Below are 11,934 nucleotides of genomic sequence, written 5' to 3'. Positions count from 1 at the left end.
GGTTACAGCGTCTTAATTCTTATTTTGACGCGATCGCCCCTCCTTGAGCAAGTTGAAGGGGCAAATATTGAAAAAACTCGCTGCTAACTTCCAGGAAAGGTTACGAAAGCGAAACAGACTCTTTATGCCAGACATATAACAATCTGAGTCGCTTTGCCAGCAAGCATCCAAAATCAAAGTCAGTATTATCACGGTAAAAATTTAAGCTTTTTAAGTAAAATAACATACTTTGTTTATATGTTTTGACCGCTATTTTACGGTGTCTTTACCAAACACTGAGTAGTAAAACTTATATTTGAGAGGTATAGAAACACTCATACGTCGGTGAACATGAAAAGCATTAGCAAATTGGCTTTGGCAACTATTGGATCTGTAGCTCTCTCCTTGGGTATTGTTGGAAATGCACAAGAAGCTGACGCTACAGCCTTAATTAATGGCGGTTTTGAGCAGCCTGTTGTCCCTAGTAACCTGTTATGGGCACCGTTCGACGAATCTCTTGTTCCTGGGTGGGAGACTACAGCTACAGATAATCAGATTGAAATTCAAACTCGTAGACTATTCCATGCCGGAGCATTAGGCACAGATCAATATGCTGAACTCAATGCTTTTGTGGTATCTAGCTTATTTCAAGATGTAAATACTACATCTGATACAACTATGTTTTGGCGATTTTTTCATCGCGGTCGTCAGGGTGTAGATACAATGCGTTTGTCTATCATTGACCTTACGACTAATTCAACTCTCTTCAGCCAAGTATACAACACTGATAGAACAGCTTGGGTAGAGTATCAGGGCACAACTGTTGCGACTGGTGGTACAACACGCTGGCAGTTTGAATCGGTTTCTGCTGCTGGTGGTAATCCCGCAGTGGGGAACTTTTTGGACGAAGTTTACTTTGCAGAACAACCACCAGCAGGTTTCCAAACAGTTCCTGAACCTGCTTCTGTACTTGGTCTTTTAGCAATGGGTGCTTTCGGTGTTATTTCCACACGGAAGCGCAAACAGTTAAATATTGAGAATTAACGACGGTTTGTAACAAGGTTTTGTGGTTCTACCGACTTTCTTTATGCTCCTTGAACACTATTTGGCATAAGAAGTATGGTAGAACCATTTTTATTTTGATTTAATATTAAATCTTAACTCTTATTTTGACGCGATCGCACCCTTTAAGGCAAGTTAATAGCAGCAAACATTGAAAAACCCCACTGATGACTGAGGACAACAGTGAGGTTACACAGCTTTACTTATTTTGTAGATAAATAAAGTATAAATTTTGTTGCAGAGCTACTACTAATTATTAATAAGAATAACTTATCATTAAACAATTTAACTTTTTTAAATATAAGTCATTGCTAATAAGTAAGAAACTATAATAAATGCAATACCAATAACTCCGCTACTGAAGAGTAAAACTAATTGATTAGAAACACGCATCTTAAAACTCCTGAGATTCATACTATCGTTAATATCGCTTCTCAAGTTCATTATTAGCATTTAAAAAATCATGATGCCCATAAATAAATGATCCATATCATTACTTCTTAAAAATTAGATTACTCTATCTTAAATATTAATTAAAGCTTGTTAGCATGATAGGGAACGAGGATTATTGGCAATCGCTAAAATGCCAAGCACAGCAACGAAATCATCAATAACTACGGGTTTAGCAAGGCATAGACTAAACCCAGCTAAGAGAGTACGTTGATACATATCTTCAGTTACAGTGCCTGTTAGAGCAATGGCTGGCACTGCTTTGCCTCGCTTTCCCGTAAGTGTTCTAACTTGGTGAATCAGAGCATAGGCATCGTCCTTTAGCGAGGAAATACTATGCAAGAGGATATCAGGTTGCCATTGCACAAATGTTTCCAGAGCTTGCTCTGCTAAAAATGCCGTTTGCACCTTTACACCATAGGATTGCAACATCGCCGTCAACGAATTGCAGAAATTGGCATCATTATCTATAAGGAGTACTCGTAGCCCTTGAAGAAATGAAAGATGAGTAGGAAATCTATTATTTAGATACATTACAGTTCCAATATTGAGGTTTTATTGAGCTTTGGAATGTCCTTAAACAGTATATTTATAAGAGTTACACATTGACAGAAAAACCAAAATAGGAAGTATAGTTTTCAAGGATTATAGCTAAATTTTTCAACTATCTTTTTACGATATTTGCGGCAAGCTACGCCTAACACTACCAACGAAAGGTGCTTTATAAAAAGGTGAAACGAGGTATTTATGTTATGGGACTTACGCAAAACTACACGCTGTAGGGGCAATTCATGAATTGCCCCTACCTGAAAATCAAGGTTTCGGCTATTGTTTGCGTAAGTCCTGTGTTAATACGCAATATGATTCGTTTTTACAGTGAGTAAGCCCTAATTTATTGTGCTTGCTTTAAGTTCAGCAAACGTCTCATCAGTAGACACCAAAACTGTGAACTGACTATTACCTTTGAAAATATCTATCAGATTAGCAGCTTTGATTGCAACGACTACTACACTAAAGGAATAGCTTTCATGGCAGCATTGCCAATATCAACTATTTATTTGACTTACTAAACATAACTTTTTTAACAATATTTACTATAACAACTAGGATGTTGTTGTAGTTCATGTTTGAATAAATGTTTTAATAGCGTATAATTTGTATAAGATGTATAAATTCTAAGAATAATTTTCTAAGATAAAAACATTTCAATTATTACGATGAGCGGTAACTACTGCTATCAAAATTATGTCTAACGAAGTAGAATTTTTGGTTCTACCGATCCCCTTATGAAAAAAAGAGCTAAAAACCTTAGATGATCTGCCATTTCAAAGTTAGATATAACATTTTGCACATCATCTAGGTTTTCTAGGGTGTCGATTCACTTGAGAAGCGATGTCTACGACGGGCGTAGCTGCGGCGCCTAAATAGCTTGATAGGTTATGATTAAGAAATGCTGAGAGCCATTAATTCATCTGCTACTTCAAAGTTAGCTGTGACATTTTGGACATCATCTAAGCCTTCTAGAGTGTCAATTAACTTGAAAAGCGATCGCACCTGATCGGGATCAGTAACTTCTACACTATTACTAGGAATCCAGCGAAATTCAGCTTCAGTCACCTTAAAGCCTTGATCTTTGAGTGTCTGGCTGAGGGCTTCTAAATTTGCCAGATCAGTAAATACTTCAGCCATCTGATCTTCAGTCATCTCATAAGACTGGGCACCACCTTCGAGAGATGCTTCTAAAAGCTGTTCCTCATCAACCACACCCAGCACCACACAAACACCTTTTTGCTCAAACATCCAGCTAACGCAACCTACTTCACCAAGATTGCCACCATTTTTACTAAAAGCTACACGCAAGTCAGCAGCAGTGCGATTGCGATTATCTGTGAGGGCTTCGACTAAAATCGCTACACCACAAGGGCCGTAACCTTCGTAGCGAATCGCTTCAAAGATAGCATTATCCCCGCCAAAAGTGCCTGCACCTTTAGCGATCGCTCGTTCAATATTATCATTGGGGATACTCGCTGCCTTTGCCTTGTCAATTGCCGTGCGAAGTTGAAAATTCAGCGCCGGATCTGGTACGCCGCTTCTAGCCGCAACGATAATCGCCCTGGATAACTGAGTGAAGGTTTGTCCCTTCCTTGCATCTACTACCGCCTTTTGGCGCTTAATAGTTGCCCATTTACTGTGTCCTGACATAATCTGAAATTATCAAAACTCTATTCAAGATTAGAATATAAACGCTTGCAAAAACCATCACTTCAGATAATTGTGCAAGGTTACATCAGAGTGGCAAAGTTGTTGTGAGGAAACTCGGAGAATTGACTAAATTATGCACAATTTTTTTTCGCATTCCCACTATGCCAAGCGAAAAAGAAAGAAAATGTCACGCTACATTAGGAGCTTGCTGCTTGTATTATTGGTGGGCATACTAGCTTTAGCTGGATGTCAAAATATTCTACCCGGCGTTAAAAAAGATAAAGTAATTCATTTAACCCTATGGCAAGGTGTAAATCCGCCGCCAAATCGGGATGTGCTGCAAAAGCTGGTAGACAAATTCAATCGATCGCACCCAGATATTCAAGTAGAGTCCCTTTATATTGGGCAACAAGATCAGCAAACGCCTAAGATTTTGGCAGCAGTGGTAGGAAATGCACCCCCAGATTTATTGTGGTATAACCCGACGATCGCAGGCCAATTGGTGGAACTCGGTGCTATTTTATCTTTGGATGAAATGCTCGAAAAATCTCCCATAAAAGCCGAAATTGACCCCGCTTTGTACACATCAATGAAATACAACGGGAAAATTTGGTCTGTACCCTTTGCGACAAATAATGTTGGTATTTTTTACCGTCCGAGTTTATTTAAAGCAGCAGGAATTACTGAATTACCCCGCACTTGGCAGGAATTTAGACAAGTTGCCCAGAAATTAACTCGTGATACCAATGGCGATGGACAAACAGATCAATATGGGATGTTTCTGCCTTTGGGAAAGGGAGAATTTACAGTATTCACTTGGTTACCGTTTATGTGGAGTGGTGGCGGCGAGTTGGTGAATGGTGATTTACAGAATGCGGCAGGAGTAGATTTGCAAGATAATCAAGGTGCGATCGCCGCTTTGCAATTTTGGCGCGATTTAATTAAAGACGGTTCCGCTATTTTATCTGCCCCAGAACGGGGTTATGAGACAGATGACTTGCTAGCTGGTAAAGTTGCAATGCAATTAAATGGCCCTTGGCTTCTGGGACAATTTCAAGCAACTGGTGTCGATTTTGATGTTTTTCCTATTCCTATTAGGCAAAAACCTGCAACTGTGATTGGTGGTGAAAATCTCTTCTTTTTCAAAACCACACCGAGACGCGAAAGAGCAGCCTTTGAGTTTGTCGAGTATGCTTTGAGTGAAGAATTTCAGACAGAATTAGCACTGGGGACTGGCTATTTACCAGTGAATTTAAAGTCTCGCCAAAGTCGAAAATATCAGGAATTTGTGCAGAAAATACCACAAATAAAGGTATTTTTAGATCAAGCAAAATATGGGCGATCGCGTCCAATTTTTCCTGGTTACAATCGAATTTCTGACAGTGTAGGTAGGGCGATTGAATCTGTATTGTTGGGTAAAAACTCACCAACAGATTCACTCAAGACAACTCAGCAACGCCTGGATTTAATTTACAAGTAATTATTGCTGAAATTGAGCTAATAACCAAGTACCAACTTGACTTTGATTCATCTGACGCGTCCGTCGTAATGCTTCATTTAGTAGTGAAATTGCCAATCCAGGTAATAGCTGAGATTCAGTAATTCGCCTACTACCTTGATTTTCTATAGCAAAAGCGATAACTTGGACATTCTGAACATCTATAATCCAGTATTCTTTCACTCCTAAATCTTCATAAAAAAGTCGTTTTTCGCCTTTATCATCAGCAAGTGAAGTGTTAGCAACTTCAATCACTAAACCTGGTGGTGGATAAATATCTAGTTTGATAATAGAAGTGCCGTAGGGAATGACATCAACATTTTCACCAATGTAATAAGACACATCAGGTTGAGCATCATCAAAACCTGTTTTACGATAAGTACAGTTATCCTTGCCATTGATAGCAATGCCTTTGATAGTAGCAAAAAGGTTCACAGCAAAGATAATAATTGTGTGGTCACTGGCATGGTCATTTCCAACTGGTGGCATTTCAATCCTCATGCGTCCATTGTGGTAGTAGCACTTAGCTTTTTCGTAGGCTGGGTTTTCGATTGCTTGGATATATTTATCCCAAGTGGCTGCTACCCAGGTATCAGTTGGTAGTTTTATTTGTAATTCGCTCATATATTAATCATGAGGATGCTCTGGACTGGAACTTTAACAGTGAGCATACAAGTTTAAGAAAGCTAGATTTGCAGTTAACAACCATATTTTACATTTAAATTTAGATGTATTAATTAAGTTTATTTGAAATAAGTTTTAAAATACCTCCAATCTTTACTAATTACTAGGATTACTGAATTAACCTACAATCAAACCATCCTGAACTCGGATAATTCTTTTAGTTTGAGCAGCGATATCTGGCTCATGAGTGACAATTACAATTGTGATTCCTTGCTCATTCAGTTCTGTTAGCAAACTCATTACCTCATGGGAAGTCTCAGTATCTAAAGCCCCTGTTGGTTCATCGGCCAAAACCAATGCAGGTCGATTGACCAAAGCGCGAGCGATCGCTACTCGTTGTTGTTGTCCGCCAGAGAGTTGACTGGGACGATTAGAAATGCGTCCAGCTAGTCCTACCTTTTCCAAGGCTGCTAATGCCCTTTCACGGCGTTTTGGCTTAGGTAAGTTAGCATAAACCATTGGCAACATGACGTTTTCTAGTGCTGTCGATCGCGCCAATAAGTTAAATTGTTGGAAAACAAAACCTATCCTTTGGTTGCGAATATAGGCTAATTCATCATCATCAAAAGTCGTCAAGTTTCTGCCTTCAAAAATATAGTCTCCAGTTGTCGGACGATCTAAACATCCCAAAATATTCATCAGCGTAGATTTACCCGAACCTGACGCACCCATAATAGAGACATATTCACCTTCTTCAATAGAGAGTTGAATCCCCTTAAGTATGGGAACACTAACTTCTCCCAAATAGTATGTTTTAGTAATAGATTCCATCCAGATCATAGTTGTCATAAGTGAGTAATGATTTTGGGAAGGATACTTTTTATGCATTTCAAAATAAATTAATTACTTGAATAGCGGAATGATCCAGGAGATCGCAATGCTAACCAGTACAATCAATTCCAAGCCAATTAATGCTGAAACTGATCGTTGCCCCTTTACTTCTGAGATCGATCGCAAGCTTGACCACCAGGCAGAAATGTGAGTAGACCACAGCACGGGACTATCTTTAGCGCGAAATTTCCAACTCCACATCGATAGCAGTAACGGCAATCCACCAACTTTGGCGTTCAGCAGAAGATGCAGTGCTATAGACACCACCATCAAGACCCAAGCCATCAAATGAGCGTAGTACCATCGATGATTCAGTTCTCCTTGCGGCAACCAGGTTTCATCCATCATCTTGCCGCTGAAGAGTGCAAAATTAAGTGCCACGATCGCTAAAGTGTTAGTAATGCGGTTTAAGGTGTACCACCAGATAGGTTTGCCGACTTGAGACAACTTCGCCAAAGAGTCAGGTTGAATTAGTCGCCGCTGCCCCCGATGGAGGGCATACAACACAAATAGGGGAAAAATGAGCAAGGCATAAAGCCCAAATGTTCCATGCAAACTTTCAATCTCTTTGTACTCAGGCAGTGGAATTTTCCCCCATCGTCCATCGTAAGTATTATAAGTCCAGAAAGCAGTTACAATTGCAGCAACTAGGAAAAGACTTGTTAGTCCATGCAGAATGCGAAGAAGCAGTGGTTGGTAAGGTTGAGAGGATTTCATAGCCTATGAAAGTTTGTGTCGAGCAGTTTGCGAGATTGCCTGAGTAAAGGACTTTGGTTGAGAAACTAGTATAGCCTGGCGTTAATCAACCCACCATTTTCTAGATATTCCCAAGCTTCATTGCCTCCTTACAGCGTGAATCTGTTTATGTACTTCTATTTACTATTCATTACTCAGTACTCTTAAGCTTAGTCGCTTCGTAAAGCGGTGATTGGATCTAATTTGGATGCGTTTCGTGCTGGAATTACCCCAGCGAGTAAGCCAACTGTTAACGAGAGTCCAAACCCAGCAATAATCGACAAGAAAGAAATAATAAACGGAAACTTAAAAATGCTTGCAGAGACAAAAGCTAATAAAATGCCAGTCCCCACACCAATACCTCCACCGACAATGGAAATCACGATCGCTTCGGCTAAAAATTGATTAAGGATTGCAGAATTCGTGGCTCCTACGGCTTTGCGAATCCCAATCTCTCGCGTGCGTTCGACAACGGAAACCAGCATAATATTGGCAATACCAATTCCACCAACTACTAAGGAAATCCCAGCGATCGCCACTACCATTACTGTAAATAAACCCACAACATTAGTAAAAGTACTAACAATATCAGCTTGATTAGTTAGCCGAAAATCATCGGCTTGTGGCGGATAAATGTTGTGACGTAACCGTAAAAGATTGGTGACTTGAAACTGAGCGGCTTCTAACTGCTCTGGATTAGCACCTTTGACTAAAATTCCATTTACAGAAACACCTACCAAGGCATTATTTCCAACAAGTCTCCCTGACATAGTAGTTAGAGGAATGAAAATCTGGTCATCTCGATCAATCGGCCCCTGAGAACCTTTAGGTTCCATCACCCCAATTACTTCATAAGCCTCTCTCTGAATGCGAATTCTCTCGCCAATGACATTAGCACCTTGTCCAAAAAGTGTACTTTGGACTGTGGGGCCAATAATGGCAACCTGTGCAGCACTATCTAATTCTTCCTGAGTAAAATATCTCCCTTGCTGAGGGCGGGTATTTCTAACTTCTGGGTAGTTTAAATCTGCACCATAAATGGTTGTTGAAGTGTTCTGTCCTCTATAAACAACTTGTGCACTCCTTTGTAGATAAGCAGAAACCATCTGAGCAGATGGCGCTTGTGTAGCGATCGCTTTGGCATCTTCCCAGGTCAAGGTGCTACTAGAACCTACTCCTTGACGGACATTCCCGCTTCTTGCTGCACCCGCTAAGATTTGGATAACATCTGTACCCAACGCTTGGATCTCTTGCTCAACACTTTTTTGCACACCCTGACCGACAGAAGTAATGGCAATGACCGAGGAAATCCCAATAATCACGCCCAGCATAGTTAGTCCTGTGCGTAATTTGTTACTCCACAGTGTTTCTACCGCCATTGCCAAGATTTCCAGCAATGGCACTGTGCGGGTATTCTTAACTTTATAAAAGCCCTTAAACATTTTAAACATAAGGTTGTATTTAAAACTCAATACAGTTCAGTTAAGCATTTCTTCTTCTCTTACTTGGCATCCTTGGCATCCCAATACGGTTCAGTTAGTGAGACTTTGCCCCGGAAGCTCTCCCCAACCCCCGATAAATTGGGGACAAAAAACTCTTATACCCCCTTTTTAAGGGGGTCGCCGCAGGCGGGGGGATCTTAACCGAACCGTATTGCCTTTGATACTCGTGAACGAGTCTTTTATCTCCGTTCATCCACCTTTGATACTCGTGAACGAGTCTTTTATCTCCGTTCATCCACCTTTGATACTCGTGAACGAGTCTTTTATCTCCGTTCATCCACCTTTGATACTCGTGAACGAGTCTTTGAACTCCGTTCATCCACCTTTGATACTCGTGAACGAGTCTTTGAACTCCGTTCATCCACCTTTGATACTCGTGAATGAGTCTTTGAACTCCGTTCATCCACCTTTGATACTCGTGAACAAGTCTTTGATACTTGTGAACAAGCATAAAAACTCCACTCTTGCCTCAACCCAACCGTATTAATTTAAAACTAACTTTAAGGAGAACCACCGCCTTGAGAACGACCACCACCGCCTGAACGACCTCCGCCTCCACCTCCACCTAAACCGGGAAAAACTCCTCCTCGTGGTGTTGATTGCGGTCGTGATCCTGGTGGAAAACTGAGCAATACTCTCTCGTTTCCTGTCAATCCAGACTTAATTTCAGTAAAGTTATTCACGGTAACGCCAGTCTCGATGGGAGTAAATACAGGTTTGTCATCTGCTCCAGCTACAAATACGCCTGTGGCATTTTCTCGACGCACAACCGAGGCTGTGGGCACCACTAGGGTATTTTCCATTTGACCAACTTGAAAATCTGCTTCTACATTCATCCCAGACCGCAGTAGCCTTTGAGGATCTGAAAGTGATACTCTCACTTCAAAACTGGTGACGTTTTGTGTCACTACAGATTGGGCAGCGATTTGACTCACTTTACCTTCAAAGGTTTTTCCTGAGTAGGCATCCGCCCTAATGGCAACTTTTTGACCAAGGCTGATTTTAGAAATATTTGTCTCGGCTACATTTGTTACAACCTCATTTGTTGAAGCTAGAGACAAGATTGAAGAAGATGTCGCAGAAGATACGTCACTTCCAGCAGTCGTGGGAGTCACAAAAGCACCCGGATCGGCGTACTTCTTCGTCATCAAACCTTCAAAAGGAGCGCGAATTATCGTGTCGTTGATTTGGGCTTGAATATTTTGCAGTGAGCCACGAGCCGAAGTTACCTGGGCACTAGCTACGTCAATATCTTCTCGGCGTGTTCCTGCTTTTAAGAGTGCCAGAGCTTGCTGTCTCTGCTTCACCACAGCTCGCGCTTGCTCGATATCTTCTGGACGTGACCCGGCTTTTTGCAATCCTAGTGCTTGCTGTGCTTCATTTACATTAGCTTGGGCGCTATCGCGATCGGCACGGGTTTGGTTTACAGTCTGAAGGGAAATACCTCCTGCATTGTAAAGTTGCTGATTTCGACGAAAATCATCTTCTGCTCTGCGAAGGGCGGCTTGAGCGCTTTGTAATCGTGCCTGTGCTTGGGCAATATCTTGAGAGCGATTACCTGCGATCGCTTTTTGCAAATTCGCCTGGGCTTCATCTAATACTCCCTGCGCTTGAGCAATATCTTGAGGGCGATTACCTGCGATCGCTTTTTGCAGATTCGCCTGGGCTTGTGCCAATTGTCCTTGAGCAGAAGTGAGTTGCCCCCGCAGGTTGGAATCATCCATGTAAGCTACAATCTGTCCTTGTTTGACGAGATCCCCTTCCTTTACCAACAGGCTTTTCAAAATGCCTGCATTTTTTGGGCTGAGGTTGATTGACCGCTCAGGCTTCACCGTTCCGTTCGCTGAAACTGTGATTGTTAAACTCTGCCTTTCTACAGGCTTTGTCAGAATCCGGCCTCTCGCTTCTTGACGAGAAACGACGCCTAACTGGTAATAAACTGCATAGCCAATTCCACCCAAAAGCCCAAAAATAAGTAGCCAAGATAACCAATTATTCTTGCCCTTTTTTTTCTTGACTTCTGGAAGCAAAACTGAAGAATCTAGAGAATTTGATGTATCAATTTTCATATCCACTTTGTCTATAAAGAACGGCTACCGAGCTGGTTATTTACGGTTAAACTATAGCCTGGTAGCCCTATACTGACAATTATTTTGAGTTTTTAAGGTTTTAAAGGTTTATTTGCAGTACCAGTCCATTAGGAAGTCTGAAGTAATCATCACGCACTCTCACTAATCTCCTAGCAGAAACAATTTCCTGATTGGGAAGAAGAATATCTCCGTTAGGAAGTCTCCAGTAACCTTGATTACGCAGTCTGACTATGGATCTAGCAGGAATAATTTGCCCATTGGAATATCTGATGTCACCATTGCGAAGTCTGACTACCCTGCTATTTAATTGGTTGTCGCGGTTCCAATTACCGTGATCTCTAGGGTTTCTAACTTCTACAGGATAGGATCTGCGATCGCGGTTCCAATTACCGTGATCTCTAGGGTTTCTGACTTCTACGGGATAGGATCTGCGATCGCGGTTCCAATTACCCCTGTCTCTGGGGTTTCTGCCTTCTCTATAGTTGCGTCTGCCGTCGCGATCCCAATCTTGATCGCGTTCACCAACAACGTAGACTTTCGTCTGGGCACTTGCAGGCGCAGTCAAGAGAGTGGGAACAATAATTAAGGCAGCAGCAACTAAGAGTATCGATACACGGTTTGGTTTCAACATGGAATTGACTCCTGATTTACATTAAAGTTCTATTCTGCTGAGGTTTGGATTAAGCAATCTTAGACAGTTGCTTTTGTTTTGGCATCAAGGTTTTAATATTTACCTCATCGTATAAATTCATACATAATAATTATTGATCAAAAAATCCAAACCGATGTATGACGAAAGTCATCAATAATTCCATACTGATGTATGACGAAAGTCACCAATTTTTCTAATAGGAATTAGGGATTGGACATTGAGCATAATTCTCCTAACCCCCCTGTCCCC

General features: G+C 41.2%; 12 protein-coding genes and 1 pseudogene. 3 read left to right on the top strand and 10 right to left on the bottom strand.

The annotated features are described in order from the left end of the window. Positions 1 to 12: 12 nt before the first annotated feature. Entirely contained in the window at positions 13 to 192 is a 180-nt protein-coding gene (locus F8S12_RS40250) for a hypothetical protein (protein WP_230967776.1), read from the bottom strand. 138 nt (positions 193 to 330) lie between these two features. Here F8S12_RS40250 and F8S12_RS04110 point away from each other — a divergent pair, with 138 nt between their 5' ends. Beyond that, positions 331 to 1,023, top strand: coding sequence for a PEP-CTERM sorting domain-containing protein (locus F8S12_RS04110; RefSeq protein ID WP_196514981.1), 693 nt, complete (start codon positions 331 to 333; stop codon positions 1,021 to 1,023). 561 nt (positions 1,024 to 1,584) lie between these two features. Here F8S12_RS04110 and F8S12_RS04105 read toward each other — a convergent pair. From F8S12_RS04105 to F8S12_RS04100, 3 genes and pseudogenes are all read right to left on the bottom strand, one after another. Beyond that, positions 1,585 to 2,025, bottom strand: a complete 441-nt coding sequence (locus F8S12_RS04105) for a response regulator (protein ID WP_196514979.1) — start codon at positions 2,023 to 2,025, stop codon at positions 1,585 to 1,587. A gap of 353 nt (positions 2,026 to 2,378) precedes the next feature. Next, a pseudogene (locus tag F8S12_RS42210) lies at positions 2,379 to 2,495 on the bottom strand (fasciclin domain-containing protein); the annotation flags it as partial. Between the two features lie 439 nt (positions 2,496 to 2,934). Next, complete coding sequence (locus tag F8S12_RS04100; RefSeq protein ID WP_196514978.1) at positions 2,935 to 3,693, bottom strand: YebC/PmpR family DNA-binding transcriptional regulator; 759 nt, start codon at positions 3,691 to 3,693, stop codon at positions 2,935 to 2,937. A gap of 184 nt (positions 3,694 to 3,877) precedes the next feature. Between F8S12_RS04100 and F8S12_RS04095 the strand changes: the two genes are divergently transcribed. Further along, a complete protein-coding gene (locus tag F8S12_RS04095) occupies positions 3,878 to 5,173 on the top strand; it encodes an ABC transporter substrate-binding protein (protein ID WP_196514976.1) in 1,296 nt (431 codons plus the stop codon). Here F8S12_RS04095 and F8S12_RS04090 read toward each other — a convergent pair whose 3' ends face one another. From F8S12_RS04090 to F8S12_RS04075, 4 genes are all read right to left on the bottom strand, one after another. Then, positions 5,174 to 5,815 (bottom strand): Uma2 family endonuclease, encoded by a 642-nt coding sequence (locus F8S12_RS04090; RefSeq protein ID WP_196514974.1) that lies wholly within the window; start codon positions 5,813 to 5,815, stop codon positions 5,174 to 5,176. Between the two features lie 177 nt (positions 5,816 to 5,992). Further along, complete coding sequence (locus tag F8S12_RS04085; RefSeq protein ID WP_331001345.1) at positions 5,993 to 6,664, bottom strand: ABC transporter ATP-binding protein; 672 nt, start codon at positions 6,662 to 6,664, stop codon at positions 5,993 to 5,995. A 54-nt stretch (positions 6,665 to 6,718) separates the two neighbouring features. Then, the gene (locus F8S12_RS04080; protein WP_196514973.1) at positions 6,719 to 7,423 is read right to left on the bottom strand and encodes a cytochrome b/b6 domain-containing protein; all 705 of its coding nucleotides are present in this window, start codon (positions 7,421 to 7,423) and stop codon (positions 6,719 to 6,721) included. 188 nt (positions 7,424 to 7,611) lie between these two features. Further along, positions 7,612 to 8,883 (bottom strand): ABC transporter permease, encoded by a 1,272-nt coding sequence (locus tag F8S12_RS04075; RefSeq protein WP_196515009.1) that lies wholly within the window; start codon positions 8,881 to 8,883, stop codon positions 7,612 to 7,614. Between the two features lie 226 nt (positions 8,884 to 9,109). Here F8S12_RS04075 and F8S12_RS04070 point away from each other — a divergent pair, with 226 nt between their 5' ends. Next, positions 9,110 to 9,430 carry a hypothetical protein gene (locus F8S12_RS04070; protein ID WP_331001344.1) on the top strand — a complete coding sequence of 107 codons (321 nt, stop codon included), beginning with the start codon at positions 9,110 to 9,112 and terminating at the stop codon, positions 9,428 to 9,430. Positions 9,431 to 9,443: 13 nt separating this feature from the next. Here the strand turns inward: F8S12_RS04070 and F8S12_RS04065 are convergent, their stop codons facing one another. Continuing rightward, the gene (locus F8S12_RS04065; protein ID WP_196514969.1) at positions 9,444 to 11,012 is read right to left on the bottom strand and encodes an efflux RND transporter periplasmic adaptor subunit; all 1,569 of its coding nucleotides are present in this window, start codon (positions 11,010 to 11,012) and stop codon (positions 9,444 to 9,446) included. A gap of 100 nt (positions 11,013 to 11,112) precedes the next feature. Continuing rightward, a complete protein-coding gene (locus F8S12_RS04060) occupies positions 11,113 to 11,664 on the bottom strand; it encodes a hypothetical protein (RefSeq protein ID WP_196514968.1) in 552 nt (183 codons plus the stop codon). Positions 11,665 to 11,934: the final 270 nt, after the last annotated feature.

Source organism: Nostoc sp. WHI (genome assembly GCF_015714725.1).
In the GTDB taxonomy this organism is placed as follows: domain Bacteria; phylum Cyanobacteriota; class Cyanobacteriia; order Cyanobacteriales; family Nostocaceae; genus Nostoc.
This window is presented reverse-complemented; position numbering and strand designations above follow the sequence as displayed.

Bases quoted from the DNA above. Each gene is read 5' to 3' on its own strand.
- F8S12_RS04110 (WP_196514981.1), top strand. From the start codon at position 331: ATGAAAAGCATTAGCAAATTGGCTTTGGCAACTATTGGATCTGTAGCT.
- F8S12_RS04105 (WP_196514979.1), bottom strand. From the start codon at position 2,025: ATGTATCTAAATAATAGATTTCCTACTCATCTTTCATTTCTTCAAGGG.
- F8S12_RS04100 (WP_196514978.1), bottom strand. From the start codon at position 3,693: ATGTCAGGACACAGTAAATGGGCAACTATTAAGCGCCAAAAGGCGGTA.
- F8S12_RS04095 (WP_196514976.1), top strand. From the start codon at position 3,878: ATGTCACGCTACATTAGGAGCTTGCTGCTTGTATTATTGGTGGGCATA.
- F8S12_RS04090 (WP_196514974.1), bottom strand. From the start codon at position 5,815: ATGAGCGAATTACAAATAAAACTACCAACTGATACCTGGGTAGCAGCC.
- F8S12_RS04085 (WP_331001345.1), bottom strand. From the start codon at position 6,664: ATGACAACTATGATCTGGATGGAATCTATTACTAAAACATACTATTTG.
- F8S12_RS04080 (WP_196514973.1), bottom strand. From the start codon at position 7,423: ATGAAATCCTCTCAACCTTACCAACCACTGCTTCTTCGCATTCTGCAT.
- F8S12_RS04075 (WP_196515009.1), bottom strand. From the start codon at position 8,883: ATGTTTAAGGGCTTTTATAAAGTTAAGAATACCCGCACAGTGCCATTG.
- F8S12_RS04065 (WP_196514969.1), bottom strand. From the start codon at position 11,012: ATGAAAATTGATACATCAAATTCTCTAGATTCTTCAGTTTTGCTTCCA.
- F8S12_RS04060 (WP_196514968.1), bottom strand. From the start codon at position 11,664: ATGTTGAAACCAAACCGTGTATCGATACTCTTAGTTGCTGCTGCCTTA.